Source organism: Legionella pneumophila subsp. pneumophila str. Philadelphia 1 (assembly GCF_000008485.1).
Taxonomy (GTDB): domain Bacteria; phylum Pseudomonadota; class Gammaproteobacteria; order Legionellales; family Legionellaceae; genus Legionella; species Legionella pneumophila.
In genome coordinates this window covers 2,164,113-2,181,782 of sequence record NC_002942.5, presented here as the reverse complement: position 1 = coordinate 2,181,782, position 17,670 = coordinate 2,164,113, and the positions used below count along the sequence as shown (strand labels likewise).

Below are 17,670 nucleotides of genomic sequence, written 5' to 3'. Positions count from 1 at the left end.
AGCGAAATACAGTGTAGTCCTGTGCATCAAGCATCATCTGTGACTGGATTTAGGTGCTCAAATGACGCATTTTTTTTATTAAAATCAATAAAATAGATGGAGCGAGCAGTAAAGTGTTCTTGATCAAAAACACGCCAGGTAATGCGGCACTTTTTCTGATTCGCTTCAATCACATAATAGCTGTTTAAATTATCTTTGCTGCGTGGGCACAGTAATGAGCCGGCATGCAGCGCCAGACAGGAGTAGCCATTATTTTTAGCAATTAAACTTAAATGAGCATAGTGTAGATGACCTGTGCAAACCAAATGAATGGTACTTTGCTTTAAAAAGCTTAAAAGCGTTTGTGCATTCGCTAGTGGCTTATGTAATCCTTCCATATAATCAAAATTATGATGAAAGAAGAGCAAGTTTAATTTTTCATCGTCCGGTTTAAAATATCGTTTAATTCTATTTAATGTTTCATGAGATAATTTTCCATCCTTTAATTGCAAGGGGTTGACACTATTAACCCCCAAAATACGCACACAATCGTTTTCAAAGGTGGTGGTTACATCCGGGTTTATGTAGCGTTTGTACTGGCGAAAAGGGAATATAAAACGTGCTGGAACATTATAAAAGGGAATATCATGATTACCGGGAACAGAAAGCGTTTGAGCTGGCAGTTGATTTATAAATGAGCAAAGCTCCCGGTACTGATACGAGAGTCCACGTTGAGTTAAATCTCCTGATATAAGAATGATATCTGGTTTATCGAGGGCGGTTTCCTGAAGAAACGCATTTAAAACTTTAGGTTGATGCATGCCAAAATGCAAATCGGAAATATGGATAATTTTCATATTTTTTTAGTCAGTAATTTCAGTGATTTAGGTAAAATTTTATAATAAAGAGGGGGTGCTATAGCCAGCGTATCCCCATCTAAAGAGATGGTAATTTTATTTTTATGAACAACATCAACCTCCAGAGGTAATCTTGTCTGTATTATTTCAAAATGCTCCTTATCCGTTAAGAAATCAATTAAAAATTTGAATAAACGCAATTTACTACGTTTGTAATAATAAATGCCCAGCTGCTCATTTTGAAAACTTTCCCGGGTAAATTTGAGAGGAAATTCATAGGTATAGCAATTGTTGCTTACCATAAAAAAGGAAGTGCGTATTGATATATCAAGTTCCTTATTTTTTATTAATAAGGCATAAGAGGGGTGGTATGACAAAGCCCGAATAAAACTGGGAATGTAAGTAAGCCATTTATTATAAAAATTTGTATAATAATCACGGTTTTTTGCCAGTCTTGAGTAGAAGCCGATAGACGAGTTGTTAATAAATATATGGCCATTTACTTCTGCTACGTCAATTGTAGTCGTTGTTTTTTCCACGATTGCTGCTATTAATTCCTCAGTAGTTGAAGGTAAATTTAACTCTTTGGAAAAATGGTTCATAGTTCCTAAAGGAAGCACACCAAGAATAACAGACGTATTGCTGCACCATTGAGCAGCACTCCGAACAGTGCCGTCTCCACCCCCGATTAATAGTAAAGGGTATTTTGAGCAACAATGCTGAATATTCTTTTCCAATTGTTGAGGGTCTGCTTTGTATAATTGATAATCAATGTCATGCGCTCTGAGTTCGGATAAATAATCTTCCATTCGGTGTGCATTTTTAGCTCGATTATTGATAATAACCGCAATGTCTGTCATGAAGCTCCCCAATGTCCTGCTTACTTAAAGTTTAGGTTACATTCAAAAATTATAGTAAGACAACATGGGATGCCGTCGGGCATTTTAATTTTATTAACTTGTGTAGGCATGAAAGACAGATTTTTTTGAGAGTTCAATTAGTTAAATAAAAAGTCTACACTTCTATTATTTTATAGGGACATTAAAGTTAATTAAGGATAATAATGTGAATTTTGATAAATTAAATAAATCAATTTGCCCTATAAAAAACAATCTCATTCTTCAAACTATCGAGGCCATTTCACCCAGATTTGTGGAGTCCAAACACTATGAGACCGAATGATTTATTCTTAGTCTAATTGGATTAAAATTTTAATTGTCTACCTTTTTCTTTTTGCATTTCAGCGTCTGGATCTTTGGGAACGCCCTCCTTAAGTGCCAGGTTTCTCTCAATCGTAATGAGTTTTTTCTGGTTATCATATGCTTTTATTAAATCACCTACCTCATAATCATACGTCGCTTTAAAATTTTTTACTGGCGATGAAAAGTCAGCTGCTGCTTTTGCTGCCAAATCGATTGACTCTTTGGTTTGTCCAGGTTGTATTATTACTCTCGGTTGTTCTCCAAATAGCCATTTTGAAAATATATTGGGAGTATAAACCTGGATAGTAGCTTGTGCGGATGTTTTGTTATCTGTCAACGTTATTGTTCCCTTATATCCGGTAAAAAAACTTAACCATGATTTTGGTTGATCTACAGTTGTTTTAACATTATCACCTATTCCTGGAAAAACTGTATTGATGTTTACATCCGTTGAATGCAAGAATGAATCCAGCTTTTTAAAGGTAGAATCTTTATTAAGAGTGGTTGAAGTAAGTTCATATCCTGGGCTGGTTTTAACGAAATTCAACTCAAAAGGTTTGGCTTTAATCTCACTGTATAGTTCCTCTAAAAATTTGGCATCAAAATCTCCACCATTATTACCTCCTCTGAGATTTCTTTTGAGTCCATCCACGGTCATTTTATTTTTCTCAGGGATACTTGGGTTATGTAAATCAGTATTAAGCATAATGGTTTGAAATGCTAAAAGATAGGCAGCATCCGCATTGGAAACCACATCAGGATTTTGCTGGAAATAGGCACCACTAAAGCTTTGCACTAACCGGTCAATTTTTTGAGCTTCGCCTGGTAATTTAAATGTTTTCAAAAAGGTCCTTAAACCCTCAACAAAACTTTGCCCATTGAAATTCATTTGACTGGTAAAAGCTTTTAATACTTGCTGGTTTTCTGCCTCTGGGCTGCTTAAATAATCGCCAACCGCTTCTAAATCCAAATTTTTTCTTTGTTGATGAAAGAACTCAGCTATCTCTTCATTGGGAGAAATTTTATATTGTTCACATATTTCTTTTATTTTATTTATCCCATTTTTTGGCTTGGCATTGAATGCCTCAATAATCTCTCTTTGGGCTTTTTCAATTTCTGGATGCATAATCTGCTCCTTTAGTCTGAGGAACCGCTGGATTCCTTTTAATAGCGGCCAACAATGATCTTATTATAGTCTAATTGAGTAAAAACAACTTAATGATCAAAAAATACTACCTGCTTGCAAGAAAGGATAATCCGCAATTTTGAGGTGTATTTTCCTTCTATTTCATTCTGCATGTATTAAGATGCCAAATACCAGTTTTAACAGCCCCACTGAAAATCCCACTCATTAGAAAAACGTCGCAGTGTGCTGTATAAGTTCTATACTAGTTAATATAGAATCAGATTGAAGATAAATGGCTATGGAAGACGAATCCAAAGTCAAAAAAGGGTTAAAAGAAGAAAAAGAACAACTTAATCAAAAGTGGCTTGAGCAATTATTAAATAACCCACGCTGGGGTCCTTCCGTGGTTAAGTTAGCTATGGCAAGAAAAAAAGAAAATCGGAACAAACGTGGTGAGGCATTTAACTGTTTTGTGTTGAGCAGACCACAAAATGCGTTTGAGGAAGATGAATACCGAAAATTCCTGGATAAGTTAAAAAATAACATTAACGATTTTAGTGGAACGACCCGATTTCAAATCGCTCTTTTTACTGCAGATAACCACCACTGGACAGCATTTGATTTTTTTATCGTTGATGGAAAGCTTCATGTTTTTTGTTTAGATGCGGCTAATGATAGTGCAGGAGATGCTGCGCTTGATGAAATTATGAGCCGATTTCCTGATTGCGATGCTTACCGGTTAGAGCCGGATAGAGATCCAAAGGCGAAGGATTCAAAACATTTTCGTTTGATTCAAACAGACCGAGAAAATTGTTCACGAATGACTATTGAGCATATTTTGCTGTTGTCAAAAAAGAAATTTTTATTTAATGAAAATTTCGCCAACTACAAAGTGGTTAATGGGGTGAAGCTGATTAATCCTGACGCACTATTCAGGCAATCTCCAGATCTGTATCGTATGACTCAAATCGATTCTATTCTGGATAGTCTTATGATTGCTTCACCAAAAGAGGCGCAGCAACTAGTCAGTAAGAAAGGTTTGAATCCAGAGCAGTATAGGGATTTGCTTGGACATACATCAGGTAAACAATCCAAATCATCAAAAAATACAACCATCGATTACAAGAGACAGAGGGTGGAGAAAAACCTTTTAGCATTTTTGGCCGAGAGTGAGCAGAAGCATCTGGAAGATATTATTGATAACTCTGAAAAACAATGGTCTGAGTTTTTAGAAATGTCTAAGTCAGAACGCACCCAATTTTTATTGGGTAACATCAGAGAGAAGCCTTTTAAAGAAATTGTCGGGAATATTCTAGGCAAAGGCATAAAAGACAGGCTCGATCATAAAAAATACATTGAAAACGATGTGATCAAAAAAAGTTCTTTTACTCTTTTTAGAGGAATTGATAAGCATTTTGAAATCAAGAAAATTAAAGCAGAAATTAATGAACTGGAAAAGGCCTTGAAAATAGTAAATCAATTATCTAATGACACAAGTGCGGATGAAGTATTGTTACATTTACAAAAACAAAAATTACCTCTTGCGGTAAAAGGAGAAATGGAGAGTGCAAGAGAAATTTATACGACAGTAGACAGGGAAAAATCCAATCTCCAGTCTCATAAAATAAATTAGTTTCAGATTATGTGTTTTGATTCTTAAAAACCGATTAAGGTATTGATATGGTGTAGAAATATATTCAGTGAGATGTTCTTGGTTAGACAAAAATATGTATCAGATTAAGTCGAAATTGACACATATAATCATTCCATGGAGCTATGCGCGAATCTAGGCTGACTCGTTCTTTCATATGTCTCCATCGGCGCATGACAAGTAAATGAATAGAATTAACATTTGACACATAAGATTTTAATTGTTAAATTTGGGCAAAATAAGACCATAATTGGAATTAAATTCCATTAATATGGTTCATCCACTTAATTATGGGAAATCTAGCCATGAAACTAGAACTAAACTTTTTGCAAAAACAAACAAAAGAAATAATCGCTGAACTACAAAAACTAAAAGACTCCGGAGTTACCCATCTTGATTTGAGTGGGAATGAGTTTGATAAAAGGACAGGCATCGAATTGGCCGCAATATTGAGTGCCCTCAAAAATTCTGGAGTTACTCATCTTGATTTAAGTTTAAATAATTTCGATAAAATGCCAGCAACAGATTTGGTTGTTATGCTGAGCGCTCTTAAAGGTTCTGGAATCACTCATCTTGATCTAAGCGGGAATGACTTTGGAGAAAAATCTGGGGCTGAATTGGTTGAAATTCTGAATGCAATCAAAGGTTCTGGAATCACATCACTTAGTTTGGCTGAGAATGACCTTGGGACAAAGACAGAATCAGAGTTATTCGATATATTGAGTACTCTTAAGGATTCTGGAGTAACTCATCTTGATTTGTATGGTAATAAACTTGGTGAAAGGAAGGGACCTGAGTTATCAACTATGTTGGGTGCTCTTAAAGACTCTGGGATCACTCATCTTGATTTGAGTTGGAATAACTTTGGAAAAATGGCAAAAACCGATCTGTTTGTTATGTTGAAAGCAGTGAATCATACAGGAATTACCCATCTTAATTTAAGCGATAATTTCCTTGGCACGAAAAGCGGGAAAGAGTTATCTGAGTTATTTAGGCAAATCGAAGGTAAATTAACCATTACAATTGCGAAAAATAAGTTGGAAAAGTGCGGTTGCAGTGCCAAGGAGTTTGCTAGACTGCTATTTGATACCAGTCATCATTATGTTTTGGGAAGCAGTGAATATGACAAAGCGGTATCAGAAGAGTTTCATCGACTTAAGAAGCAGCACTTGGTAGCTTTGTTATTTACAGGCAAAAAACTGGCAGAGAAAAAAGAAAGCTTTTTTTATTACGAGGGGGGAAGGCGTGATGTAATGTCATTAATCTCTGCCAAGATGCCATCAATTCAAATAATTTGAATCAGTTATTATTAAGAAAGTCTATGAGTAATTAAACAGACGTTTTGTAGAAATTCATCCAAAAATTGATGCTGTTCGGGTAAGATCTGATATAATTTGGCCAGGCTTGATGTTATTTTTTCAAATTTCTCGATTTCTTTTTTATCAATTTTCTGATCTTTGGAGTCTAATTTTTCTTCTATGTTTTCTTGGTTTTCTCCCCAAAAATCTTTATATTTTTGATATATCAAGTTTGCCTTTTTTGTTAAATGAGTGATCTCATCAGCCAGATTTTGGAGAGTTTTTATATTTGACTTTAAAAGTTTACATGTGTCTTTGTCCAAATACTCTTCCTCTGTTTCGTCAAGCCAGTTTTTGAATGATTCCATTCTGTCAAAATGGGTCTGACATTTCTTTAACGCATGATTTGCCGCATTCCATTCTGATTCAATATTCATATCGTTCTTGTTTTTAATTTTTTTTCGTTTTGAATGTACGCTATTCAAATTATTTTTAGCTCTTTCCAGGTCATATTCAGCAAATCGCAGAGCGTCAGTGATGTTTTTATACAATTCACCGTCTTTTGCCAAGTGGCCTTTATTCGCTTCTAAAATTGCTACAAGAAATTTGATATCCCGCCCTAGGTACTTTGTTAGAACAGCTGGTGTATGAAGCTCTTCATCATACGAAGAAGCAATATTCAGGTTGACAGGGTTAATGTCGTATTTTTCTAAAATTGCTATGAAAGATATAGGTGTATTTTTTTCACGTTTAAAAAACATTTCAAGATCCTATGGTTAATATTTTTTCTAATAATTCTTATTTTAATCAATTAATCTGGAGAGTTAATTAACGCTTATGTCGAATTTGCGACATAATAGGGTCTTCCTCATTGCCTGAGAGTGCCTGCCTTTAAAGCCAAATATTGATTAGACTCTCTTTTGTTATACAGGCAGTTGATTTGGGCAGGCTACCATTTAAAATAACGACATTAACCCCTTAATAATCCGCGCGCAAAATTAGCATTCATTGGAGGATAGGACTAATGTTGGCCCCTGAAATATCCTTGCTGGATCATCTTCCAGGCTATATTGGCTGGAAGGATTTAAACCGCAATTATTTAGGTGCAAACAAAGCGCTGCTGGAATTGAAAGGATTTCGTGATATAGAAGAGCTGGCTGGTAAAACAGATGAGGAGTTGTCGCCTTGGGCTACTGAAGAGAATAAAATGTTCCAGCAGCAAGATTTGCGCGTATTAAACGGCGAAAAAATAGCAACAGTACATTTCGATTCAAAGACTAGTGAAGTTTTCCTGTTGGAAAAACGCCCTTTAACAGATCAGGACCAGAAGGTGACGGGATTGATTTATTATTGCCATCCTTATCCCAAGAATGAAATATTCAGAGTTTTAAGGCTGTTTGATGATAAATGGCATTTAAGTCCCCATTATTATACACTGAATGACAATAAAAATATCTATGGATTAACAGACCGTGAGCATGAATGTGTGTTTTTATTAATAAGAGGAAAATCCGCAAAAGAAATTGGGGCTTTGCTTTCTCTATCCAAACGGACTATAGAGTCGTACATAGAAAATATTAAGAATAAAATGGATTGCAGGAATAAAGCGGAGATACTGGTAAAAGCAGTGTTAAATGGTTATCACAATTACTTCCCTGCAAGATTACAGCAAGCGGCTATTATAAGGTCACTTTAATAATTATGATGCTGAACTTCTACCGTATAAATACGGTAATTTAAGCAAGGCTGAATACTGTATTATTTTACAAACTTACTTGAATCATTTGAAAGGAAATCCTCATGCGCCGTTTATTGATTACCATTCTTATTTTTTTATTATCTAATGCAGGATGTTGTGCGCCTGTCTTTGAAATTATTCCTCTTGGAGTCTATGGTGGTTTGAAAGATGGAAATTTATCAGCTTATTTAATAAAAGCCATCGAGAGCAAAAATTATACGGCTCTTGATGGGGGCACTTTGGTGCGTGGGCTTGAAGTCGCAGTCGATAGACAATCCCTGCCTAGTAAAAAGGTTGATGATTTGCTGCAAAAACATATTCCAGCTTACCTTATTTCTCATGCCCATCTTGATCATGTTATGGGGCTTGTGATGGCGCAACCCGAATTGCGAGAAAAGCAAACCATTATGGCGCGTGAAGAAACAATGCAGGCATTGCAGGACAATATTTTTAATTGGTCTGTCTGGGGGAATTTTGGAGATAGCGGAGCAATTCCTCATTTGAATTTTCAGCATTATCAAACTCTGCCATTACTCCAGTGGCTTGCTATTCCTGATACAGATTTGCACGTTAAAGTGTTTCCTTTGAGCCATAGCGGAATGGCATCAAGCGCTTTTTTAATACGTTATAAAACCGAATATGCCCTCTATTTTGGTGATACTGGTGCTGATCGCATTGAAAAGTCGACAAATATGGAGAATATTTGGAAAGAAATTGCCCCACTGATAAGAAATAAGCAGCTTCATGCCATCATGCTGGAGTGCTCATTTTTAAATTCACAACCAGATGACAAATTATTTGGCCATTTAAAACCAAACTTGTTTATGTCAGAGTTGCGGCACTTGGCATCGATTGTTGATCCTTTCGACTCAAGAAACTCATTACGAGGTTTACCCGTTGTTGTTACACACATCAAACCCAAATTAGCTGACTTTTCAAATACTAATGAAGATACAGAAAAACAGGTCATAAACGAATTATCCCAGGAAAATGATATTGGTGTCGAATTAATTAAACCTGAACAAGGTATAACCTTAAGTTTATGATTGATGAAGAGTCACAACAGCCGCCAGAACCAACCCTAATAAATCATTTATGGTATTTGTGTATCAGGGGCTGTTGCGAAAAGTCCGAACCAGAATAAAAAACCTTAGCATAGAGAAGCTGCTACTCCTGCGACTTTGCATGCTATGACAGCAGCAATGTAATAGTGGATGCAGCAGAGTTTAAATTAACTGATTCAACTGAAAATTATTTTTGGCATCTTTGTATCCTGAGTCAATACGTCTTTGTATCGCTTTGCGGGAAAAATCAAAAGAAGCGGTTGCATTTTCTTCATCTGAGCTTTCTATATAAATTATATCCTGAATATATTTGTAATTAAGCAGTCGTTTATAGCCTGGGAGTTGTCTTATAAAGCTATTTTCGGGAACTATTTTTTCAATTTCCTGTATTGTTTCAACATACTCATTGATTTTTTCAGTTAATTCGGTATTAAAACGGATTTTATTGGAAAAAATGATTTCAAATACTCTATCAAAAACTTCAGGCATATTAGTCGGTATTTTTCCCTGGCTGGGGAAAAGATTAATCACAATAATTTGCTTTTCAACGTTTGGATCGGGATTAAGTTTTTCCATAACCGGAGATAGCGGCGTATTGGAAAATAAACCCCCATCCCAGTAATAAATATCTCCAATGAGTGTCATGGGAAAGCCAGGAGGCAAACTACCGCTGGCCAATACATGCAAAGGCGTGATTTCTGTACGGTTATTACCTTGATTCTCGAAAACGGTGATTTTACCGGTTGTAACATTAGTTGCTGTAAGAATTAAATGGATTGGGCTGTTATTCAGTTTGTCAAAATCAATGTATTTTAACAATAATTGTTCAAGGGGCTTCGTGGTATAAAAACTGGTCCAATAAGGCATTGACCAGTAATCAGTTCGCAAATGATAAAAAGCCGCATTGCCTAAGAGTGCGAGAAAAGATTCCGTCATTTCAGGGAATATCTGGGCAGAAAAAACAGTCAGTTCTTCCCATATTGCTTCCAGAGTCTGGATAGGCTCATCTTTCGCTCCAATCAGTGCCGCTGCATTGATAGCACCAATAGAAACCCCTGAAATAATGTTTGGCGAAAAATTGGCTGATGCATAGAGGTATTTTAATACGCCCAATTCATAAGCTCCCAGTGCCCCGCCTCCCTGAAGTACAATTGCCATTTGCTTCATGGATGTCCTTATCAATTCGCTCTGTATCAGCAAGTATAGCAGGTAACCATAATGAAAATGATGTCAAGTCATTTCCCACTGTTGCGCTTCCTGTCTAAGTATTTGTTAAGCATTTTGACTTTCCTGGAAAAAATATTATTATGAATAATTCCATTACCCATATCTGAATAAGACTATTCTTATGAAACAGGAAGATTTGATGGAAGTTGAACGCATTAAAAATGAAGTAAAACTATTTTTACTCAATTCTTTTCGAATTAAGGATATTGGTTATTCGGATAATATTTTTGATACAGGTGCAATGCACTCTTTATTTTTTATTCAATTATTAGTTTTTATAGAGAAGAAATATAAAATTGATCTTGAGGTTGGTGAGTTTAATCCGAACCAGTTAACCAGCATTGATGATATCGCTTACTTTATTTCCAGTAAACTATAATGGTAATAGGCCAAGAACCTTTATGCGGGATTTGGAACAAACGGCCAGAATTGAGCTTTTACTTGTAATCCAATACGAATAACTGTAATAAGCTTTGGTGGACAAACGGCATGAAACAAAAAAAACTAACGCTTCTTGGTGCAGGAACAATGGGTTCAGGTATCGCACAGCTTTTTGCGCAATGCGGATTTTATGTCACTTTAATCGATAACATCCAATCTCAACTGGATAAAGCAAAGACCACTATAGCTAAAAATTTACACTATCTGGCATTAACTCAAAATTTAGCATTGACCCATTCTATTGAAACTATACTGGCATCAATTGCTTTTACAACACAATTAGATGAACTTAAGGAATCGGAATATATTATAGAAAATATCACTGAGAATTGGGAGCTAAAAAAAGCACTGTATCAGGTATTAAATGAACAAGGCAACCCAACCTGTATTTTGGGGGTAAACACCTCCTCTATACCTATTACTAAAATAGCATCGCTCGTTGAACATCCCCAACGCGTTATAGGGGTTCATTTTATGAACCCAGCGACGATAATGCCTATGGTAGAAGTGATTAAGGGATATCACACTGACGAATCGACAATAAAAAAAACCAGAACCTTACTTGAGCAAGTCCATAAAAAAATGATCGTTGTTAAGGACTCCGTTGGTTTTGTGAGTAATCGTGCCATGATGATTTTTATTAACGAAGCCATTTTTATGGTACAGGAAAACATTGCATCAATCGAAGACATCGATGTTCTATTCAAACAATGCTTTGGGCATAAGATGGGGCCGCTGCATACTGCCGATTTAATTGGGTTGGATACGGTTCTCTATTCTTTAGAAACAATCTATTCAGAGCTGAACGATCCAAAGTATCGACCATGCTGGTTATTAAAAAATATGGTCGATGCAGGGCTTCTTGGACAAAAAACAAAAAAAGGATTTTATCAATATGAGTAGAATTGCAAACAGCCACTAAGGAGAGGAATTTTGCCCAACTATCAGCCTCGACAAGTGAAAAAACAACAGTTCTTTAATCAATTCATAGAAAATTGTCTTCACCCTCATGCAAAAAAATTTGATAAAGAACAAAACATTCCGCGCGATTTTTTTTATACGTTGGCTCAAAATGGTTTTTTGGGCGCTTGCATTCCCAAACAATTTGGCGGGCAACAATGGGATGAATTGACCATCGGTATCATGTATGAATCCTTTGCTAAAGAGCTTTGTTCTTTGGCAAATATCCTAACAGTATTGGGCATGGTGAGTAAGTCACTTTTGCAGTTTGGTTCAAAAGCACAGAAGCAAATCTGGTTACCCCGGATTGCCTCAGGAGAAACTTTAGCTGCATTAGCTTTAACAGAACCTAATATAGGCAGCGATTTGGAACATGTTGAAACTCAGTTGTTGGATGCAGGTGATGAGTTCATTCTAAATGGCAGTAAAAAATACATTACCTTAGGGCAAATAGCGGATTTGTTTTTGGTTTTGGCAAATTGCCAGGGTCAACCTACTGCGGTTTTAGTTGAAAAAGGCACGCCAGGTTTAATTATTTCACCCATGTCTAATTTTTTAGGTTTACGCTCTAATATGCTGGCAGAGATTTTTTTTGATAATTGCCGAATTCCTAAAACAAATCTGCTGGGTAGTATTGGTGTCGGTTTTACCTATGTTATCCAAACTGCTTTAGATGAAGGACGTTATACAACAGCGTATGGATGTGTTGGTTTAGGGCAAGCTTGCCTGGATGCGGCTCTTGGCTATACTCAAGAAAGAAAACAATTCAATCGCAGGTTAGACGAACATCAGCTCATTCAAAAAATGATAACTGAAATGGTGGTGCAGGTTAAAGCCGCCCGGGAATTGTGTTTTTATGCCGGAGAACTTAGGCAAAAAAAAAATCCAGCATACATAGCTGAAACATTAATAGCAAAATACGCGGCTTCAAAAATGGTCGTTTTTGTATCTAACCATGCACTGCAGCTGTTTGGCGCAGCTGGTTTTGATGAAACCTATCCTGTTGAGAGATATTACAGAGATGCTAAGGTAATGGAGATCATTGAAGGAACTTCGCAAATGCACGAGATACTCATTTCGAAACTTTGCATCAATAAATAGAGGATATTATTAAACAATGAGATCTCCTGATCAGGACACGACAATTTGCTCCTTATTTGAGGAGAAGGTAAAGCAATATCCAGAAAATACAGCGGTTTATCTGGAAGATCGTCAAATTTCGTATGATGCCTTTAATAAACAAGTCAACCAATACGCACGGTATCTGCAAAGAAAAGGACTGCCATTAAATGGAATTGTGGGCATTCAGCTCACGCGTTCTTTTGAAATGCTGGTGGCAATTTTTGCGGTATTAAAGGCAGGAGGTGCTTATTTACCGATAGATCCCATGGCTCCGGTCATAAGAAATCAAACCATCCTTGAAGACAGCCAAATCAAATTTCTAATTGTTAGTGATAATTCATTATTGACCCAAAAAGCTGGGTTGCAAGTATTAAGCATTCATGCCAATGTGAGCGATGAAGATTGCCATAATTTAAACCTGCCTCGAGAAAAACAGGATTTAGCTTATGTGATGTATACTTCAGGCACTACTGGCAAACCGAAAGGGGTCATGATTTCACATCAGGCTCTGGTAAATCGAATTCTATGGATGCAAAACACATTTCCATTGCAAACTCATGATGTAGTGTTTCATAAAACACACATTTGCTTTGACATCTCAGTTTGGGAAACCTGTTGGTGGTCTATTGCGGGGGCCGGAGTAGTACTATTACCGCCAGGAAAAGAACATGATATCAAGCTATTTATTCAAATGATTGAGCAATATCAAATAAACGTTATTCATTTTGTACCCTCCGTATTACGAATATTTTTAAGTTACATCGAACAGGATTTTTCGATAAATCGCTTAAGCTCTTTAAAGTATGTCTTTTCAAGTGGAGAGGCACTGGATGCCAAAAGTGTTAATCTATTTAATAAGTTACTTCAAGATCAAAAAACAATATTAGTCAATTTATACGGACCCACAGAGGCTACAATAGATGTTTCCTGTTTTATTTGTGAAAAACATAAAGATTATCGCACTGTGCCAATTGGTAAGCCTATCCAAAATACTCAATTTTTTGTGTTAGATGAGCAGTTAAACTCAACCGGTTTCGAACCTGGAGAGCTATATATTTCCGGAGTTGGATTGGCTCAGGGTTATTTAAATAATCCAGCGCTTACTCGGACATCGTTTATAGACAATCCCTACTTGCCTGGAGAAAAAATGTATCGTACTGGAGATATAGTCCGTTGGAATGAAAATCATGAATTATTGTTTTTAGGTCGCAGGGATGATCAGGTCAAATTACATGGTATACGTATTGAATTAGGAGAAATACAACATCATTTATTAGATCATCCCAACATCCAGGATGCCGTCGTTGTCTGTGAGAAAGTAGAGGGTCTTGATTATAGAATGGTCGTGTTCCTAATTGCTAATAATCAAACAAAGATTGGCAGCGCTGAACTTAAATCGTTTTTAAAAACCAGGCTTCCAGACTATATGGTACCAGAGCATTATCTATGGCTAAGCGCATTCCCAATAAAAGAAAATGGAAAAATAGACAAAGAGAAATTAATGACTTTCATTTAGCTTGGGCAACATCTGAGTAATAAAAATAATTGAGGAAAATGACTTATACTTAATTAAAAGCTGGTTGCAGGAATAACGTAGACTATGTTTCATGCTATGAACCCTTCCAATGTCGTCTGGTTAGTGTTTATTACATGTTGAGTGCGGCCAAAGAAATGGAGCCATAAATTATGAGTGACAATAACTACTCAAACAAAATTGCTATTGTTGGTATGGCTGTAAAATTTCCCGGAGCCAATGATCTTGATGAATATTGGGATTTATTGAAGTTTGGTAAAGAAGCAGTAACTAAATTTTCCGAAGAACAATTACATCGGTCAGGTATTTCAGAGCAATTAATCGCTAATCCCAATTACAAACCCTACAGAGGGATATTAGATGACCTGGAGTCATTCGATACTGCTCCGTTTGAGAATACCACCAAAAATTTTGAATTGTTGGGTGTGCAAGGCAAAGTGATGTCGCATTTAACTCATCGTGCTTTGAGTACGATGAGAAGTCAGGAACATCATTCAAATAACTACATAAAAAATACAGCTGTTTATATTGGCGCAAATAATCAACCAGCCGCGCATTTCCTGGGAGCCGCCTACTACCAGTCGATTGATACTCAAAAAGCGATAGAAAGGTATTATTCAAAAGTCATCGCGCCTTATATTTCTTATCAATTTGGATTTCAAGGAAGCTCCATTGATTTATATACAGCTTGCTCATCTTCTTTAACTGCGGTCATCCAAAGCTGTAGAGAGTTAAACAGTCATCAATGTGATATGGCAATTGCAGGTGCGTGTTTAATCGATTTACCTCAGGAAGTTGGGTATCTTTATGAAGAGAATGGCTTATTTTCATCCGACGGCCATTGCCATTCATTTGATGCTTCAGCATGCGGCACTTTATACTCAAATGGTGCTGGGTTAGTTGTTTTAAAGCGACTTGAAGATGCCATTGCAGATCATGATCTAATCCATGCTGTGATTATCGGATCCGCCATGAATAATGATGGTAATTCTTCAAAAGAAGGATTTATGGCACCAGGGGTTCATGGCCAATATACTTGCTTGCAGTCTGCTTGGCGAAATGCAGAGGTTGAGCCAGATGATTTGGATTATATTGCAGCTCATGGATCCTCAACCAAACTGGGTGATGCAACAGAAATATACGCCCTGAAAAAAGCGTTCAAAGACGTTAAAAAGACATATAGATGTCCAATAAGTTCGGTGATAAGTAACCTGGGTCATACAGGCATCGTGTCCGGTATGGCTTCAATCATCAAAACAGTACTTATGCTCAAAAATAAGGCTATTGTTCCTTCAATTAATTTTGAAACTCCTAATCCAGATTTTATGTTGGAAGACTCACCTATATACATCGCCACTGAATTTCAAGATTTCCCTACAGTAAAAAAACACTATTTGGCTGGTGTTTCCAGCTATGGGGCAGGAGGCAGCAATACACATCTGGTTTTGCGCAGCTATGATGAAAACTAGGGTTCTATTGATATTTTTTTTTTATTCCTGTTAAAAGTTTACCTGCTGCGGATTGCTCGTTAGAGAGCTATGTAGAATTTAAGCAGCGAGGAACATGACATTTTGTTACGTTCGGCCTGAGGAGTGGCTAAAGCCACGTCTCGAAGGCCATCTCTGACAGGCTTGAGACGTGCAGATGCGGATTGGGTATACAGATCTTGGTATTTAAATTGTTTGAGATTTCCTCATCGACAAACAAGAGTAAATGAAGAAATGGCGGTTAGCTGTGTTTTCATCCTGGTATTTTACCATACAGGAAATAATTCCTGTCACTAAGATTTGTCAGTCGAATTCAATGGTATAAAACGATTCAGTTTACCCGAATACAAATATTTAATTTCAGGTACCTCTGTGATATTGACTTGGGCATCCATCAAACCCACCTTGCTTAATCGTAAGCGTATATTCTTTTGCAATTGGCTCTTGTTTATAAAACCGGTGGTTACAACCCTGATATTAGCCCCATCAATTGTTTGTTCGACCTGATATTCCTGAATATTTTTTTCTGGCAAGAGTGCTCCCAAGAAAAGCGAATGATGTACAAAAATATTACCAGGATAATTAAAATCACATCCAGGCCGACCTTTAGGGGTTTGTATAAGCTGATGGTGGATGCCACAATCACAGGTTTTATTTAAAAATAAAATTTCATCTGAATTTTCATAGCGGATTAATGGTAAAGTGTAATTATATAAATTAGTTATATACATTTTGGAGACCATAATTCCTTTGTCAACGGGCCGATTTTGCTCATCCAGAGGCTCAATAATGCATTGATCATCATTCAAATGCATCTCATCCACATTCGCCCGGCAATTTAGCCCTACCATCCCTTCAGTACAACCAAATACATTAAAAATGTCCACTTTAGGCCAGGTTTCTTTGATTAAAGCCAAGGTTTGCTCAAAAAGTGGTTCTCCTCCAACAAAAAGAATTTTGGGTTCAATTTTTATTTGTCCTTTTTGAACCAATTGACATACTTTGTGAATATATGAAGGGCCAGCACTTAAGATATCGGGTTGGATTTGATTGAGACGAGTGATAACTATGTTTAATGGGGTTACAGCCATAGGCAGAAAATACATATTTTGATTACCTCGCCCAAAGGTTTTTGCTAAAGAATAGGCTGCAATTGCTGTATTTGTTACAAACAGGCTGACAATTCTTGGGTTTGTGTTTAGCTTGGTAGTTACAATTTGCGTGCGTTCATAATTGTAAAGTGGATAGCGGATAAATGCGGTGTGAAATGTAATCCATTCATCCCAATCATAAATAAATACGCCGCGTTTCCCACTGCTTCCTCCAGTTGACACGACCTGATAGCGGGAGAATAAATATAGGGTATCAATGCTGTCATTTTTTTTACTCAGATGCTTTTCAACTAGATTTAATGAAAGTTTGGGATCAGTGACAATTGCATCCCAATTTTCCATTAAAATGGTTTTATTTATAGTAGGGAGTTCCTCTAATCGCTCTCTGGTAAAGTTTTCTATGTTGATTTTTGCCAGTGTTTTTTTATACCAGGGAGATTTTGTTTTCGCGTGAAGTAATATTGTTTGCAGTCTTTTATTGATTAGGTCTTGCAGTATGTCTTTAGAATAATAGATAGCTTCCTGATTTTTTTGAAACTGTTTCTCGCAGTCTTGAATATGCTGCCATATCAGTTGATCTGGAGTTATAGAGTTATAATTCTTCTTATAGATTTGGCTAACCAAGTGATTAGCTTTTTTTATTAAGAGGTCAAAAAAAGACATGTTACTCCCCTTTTTCCCAGGGCGCTATCCTTACACTATAAGGCATGGTCTTTGAGAGAACCCATAATTAGTGGTGATATTCCTAAACGGGATTTTAATCAATAGGTGGCCTGGATTAACTTTTGATTGGCAGTCACCATAAGATTAAAATACCTAAGAAGATTATAGCTTAAAACCAAGCAGGATATTCTATTATATAAGGTAGTGCC

General features: G+C 36.6%; 15 protein-coding genes. 9 read left to right on the top strand and 6 right to left on the bottom strand.

Going from position 1 to position 17,670, the window contains the following annotated elements; all coding sequences use genetic code 11:
• Positions 1 to 26: 26 nt before the first annotated feature.
• The 3 genes from LPG_RS09790 to ralF all read right to left on the bottom strand — a co-directional run bounded on the left by LPG_RS09790 (position 27) and on the right by ralF (position 3,164).
• Entirely contained in the window at positions 27 to 836 is an 810-nt protein-coding gene (locus tag LPG_RS09790; protein WP_010947668.1) for a metallophosphoesterase family protein, read from the bottom strand.
• Positions 833 to 1,696, bottom strand: coding sequence for a diacylglycerol/lipid kinase family protein (locus tag LPG_RS09785; protein WP_015444367.1), 864 nt, complete (start codon positions 1,694 to 1,696; stop codon positions 833 to 835). Before LPG_RS09785 ends, LPG_RS09790 begins: the two co-directional genes overlap by 4 nt.
• A gap of 343 nt (positions 1,697 to 2,039) precedes the next feature.
• Positions 2,040 to 3,164, bottom strand: a complete 1,125-nt coding sequence (gene ralF, locus LPG_RS09780; RefSeq protein WP_010947666.1) for a T4SS guanine nucleotide exchange effector RalF — start codon at positions 3,162 to 3,164, stop codon at positions 2,040 to 2,042.
• Positions 3,165 to 3,456: 292 nt separating this feature from the next.
• On the opposite strand from ralF, the gene lem17 reads away from it, so the two are divergent.
• Both lem17 and legLC4 read left to right on the top strand, forming a co-directional pair.
• Positions 3,457 to 4,797 carry a Dot/Icm T4SS effector Lem17 gene (gene lem17, locus LPG_RS09775; protein WP_010947665.1) on the top strand — a complete coding sequence of 447 codons (1,341 nt, stop codon included), beginning with the start codon at positions 3,457 to 3,459 and terminating at the stop codon, positions 4,795 to 4,797.
• Positions 4,798 to 5,105: 308 nt separating this feature from the next.
• On the top strand, positions 5,106 to 6,113 hold the full coding sequence (gene legLC4, locus LPG_RS09770) for a Dot/Icm T4SS effector LegLC4 (RefSeq protein ID WP_010947664.1): 1,008 nt from the start codon (positions 5,106 to 5,108) through the stop codon (positions 6,111 to 6,113).
• A gap of 11 nt (positions 6,114 to 6,124) precedes the next feature.
• On the opposite strand, the gene lem16 is transcribed toward legLC4, so the two are convergent.
• On the bottom strand, positions 6,125 to 6,874 hold the full coding sequence (lem16, locus tag LPG_RS09765; RefSeq protein ID WP_010947663.1) for a Dot/Icm T4SS effector Lem16: 750 nt from the start codon (positions 6,872 to 6,874) through the stop codon (positions 6,125 to 6,127).
• Positions 6,875 to 7,137: 263 nt separating this feature from the next.
• On the opposite strand from lem16, the gene LPG_RS09760 reads away from it, so the two are divergent.
• Together LPG_RS09760 and LPG_RS09755 are read left to right on the top strand one after the other, a co-directional pair.
• Positions 7,138 to 7,809 (top strand): helix-turn-helix transcriptional regulator, encoded by a 672-nt coding sequence (locus LPG_RS09760; protein ID WP_010947662.1) that lies wholly within the window; start codon positions 7,138 to 7,140, stop codon positions 7,807 to 7,809.
• A 104-nt stretch (positions 7,810 to 7,913) separates the two neighbouring features.
• Positions 7,914 to 8,897, top strand: a complete 984-nt coding sequence (locus LPG_RS09755; protein ID WP_010947661.1) for an MBL fold metallo-hydrolase — start codon at positions 7,914 to 7,916, stop codon at positions 8,895 to 8,897.
• Positions 8,898 to 9,077: 180 nt separating this feature from the next.
• Here LPG_RS09755 and LPG_RS09750 read toward each other — a convergent pair whose 3' ends face one another.
• Positions 9,078 to 10,082 carry a patatin-like phospholipase family protein gene (locus LPG_RS09750; RefSeq protein ID WP_015444370.1) on the bottom strand — a complete coding sequence of 335 codons (1,005 nt, stop codon included), beginning with the start codon at positions 10,080 to 10,082 and terminating at the stop codon, positions 9,078 to 9,080.
• Between the two features lie 181 nt (positions 10,083 to 10,263).
• Between LPG_RS09750 and LPG_RS09745 the strand changes: the two genes are divergently transcribed.
• From LPG_RS09745 to LPG_RS09725, 5 genes are all read left to right on the top strand, one after another.
• Positions 10,264 to 10,521, top strand: coding sequence for a phosphopantetheine-binding protein (locus tag LPG_RS09745; protein WP_010947659.1), 258 nt, complete (start codon positions 10,264 to 10,266; stop codon positions 10,519 to 10,521).
• Between the two features lie 110 nt (positions 10,522 to 10,631).
• A complete protein-coding gene (locus LPG_RS09740) occupies positions 10,632 to 11,486 on the top strand; it encodes a 3-hydroxyacyl-CoA dehydrogenase family protein (protein ID WP_010947658.1) in 855 nt (284 codons plus the stop codon).
• Between the two features lie 30 nt (positions 11,487 to 11,516).
• Positions 11,517 to 12,644, top strand: a complete 1,128-nt coding sequence (locus LPG_RS09735) for an acyl-CoA dehydrogenase family protein (RefSeq protein ID WP_010947657.1) — start codon at positions 11,517 to 11,519, stop codon at positions 12,642 to 12,644.
• Positions 12,645 to 12,660: 16 nt separating this feature from the next.
• A complete protein-coding gene (locus LPG_RS09730) occupies positions 12,661 to 14,181 on the top strand; it encodes an amino acid adenylation domain-containing protein (RefSeq protein WP_010947656.1) in 1,521 nt (506 codons plus the stop codon).
• A gap of 170 nt (positions 14,182 to 14,351) precedes the next feature.
• Complete coding sequence (locus LPG_RS09725; protein WP_010947655.1) at positions 14,352 to 15,668, top strand: beta-ketoacyl synthase N-terminal-like domain-containing protein; 1,317 nt, start codon at positions 14,352 to 14,354, stop codon at positions 15,666 to 15,668.
• A 311-nt stretch (positions 15,669 to 15,979) separates the two neighbouring features.
• Here LPG_RS09725 and LPG_RS09720 read toward each other — a convergent pair whose 3' ends face one another.
• Complete coding sequence (locus tag LPG_RS09720; protein ID WP_010947654.1) at positions 15,980 to 17,461, bottom strand: phenylacetate--CoA ligase family protein; 1,482 nt, start codon at positions 17,459 to 17,461, stop codon at positions 15,980 to 15,982.
• Between the last annotated feature and the right edge of the window lie 209 nt (positions 17,462 to 17,670).

Coding starts and splice junctions, on each gene's coding strand:
- LPG_RS09725 (WP_010947655.1), top strand. CDS start 14,352: ATGAGTGACAATAACTACTCAAACAAAATTGCTATTGTTGGTATGGCT.
- LPG_RS09730 (WP_010947656.1), top strand. CDS start 12,661: ATGAGATCTCCTGATCAGGACACGACAATTTGCTCCTTATTTGAGGAG.
- LPG_RS09755 (WP_010947661.1), top strand. CDS start 7,914: ATGCGCCGTTTATTGATTACCATTCTTATTTTTTTATTATCTAATGCA.
- LPG_RS09785 (WP_015444367.1), bottom strand. CDS start 1,696: ATGACAGACATTGCGGTTATTATCAATAATCGAGCTAAAAATGCACAC.
- ralF (WP_010947666.1), bottom strand. CDS start 3,164: ATGCATCCAGAAATTGAAAAAGCCCAAAGAGAGATTATTGAGGCATTC.
- lem16 (WP_010947663.1), bottom strand. CDS start 6,874: ATGTTTTTTAAACGTGAAAAAAATACACCTATATCTTTCATAGCAATT.
- LPG_RS09760 (WP_010947662.1), top strand. CDS start 7,138: ATGTTGGCCCCTGAAATATCCTTGCTGGATCATCTTCCAGGCTATATT.
- LPG_RS09740 (WP_010947658.1), top strand. CDS start 10,632: ATGAAACAAAAAAAACTAACGCTTCTTGGTGCAGGAACAATGGGTTCA.
- lem17 (WP_010947665.1), top strand. CDS start 3,457: ATGGCTATGGAAGACGAATCCAAAGTCAAAAAAGGGTTAAAAGAAGAA.
- LPG_RS09790 (WP_010947668.1), bottom strand. CDS start 836: ATGAAAATTATCCATATTTCCGATTTGCATTTTGGCATGCATCAACCT.
- LPG_RS09750 (WP_015444370.1), bottom strand. CDS start 10,082: ATGAAGCAAATGGCAATTGTACTTCAGGGAGGCGGGGCACTGGGAGCT.
- legLC4 (WP_010947664.1), top strand. CDS start 5,106: ATGGGAAATCTAGCCATGAAACTAGAACTAAACTTTTTGCAAAAACAA.
- LPG_RS09720 (WP_010947654.1), bottom strand. CDS start 17,461: ATGTCTTTTTTTGACCTCTTAATAAAAAAAGCTAATCACTTGGTTAGC.
- LPG_RS09745 (WP_010947659.1), top strand. CDS start 10,264: ATGAAACAGGAAGATTTGATGGAAGTTGAACGCATTAAAAATGAAGTA.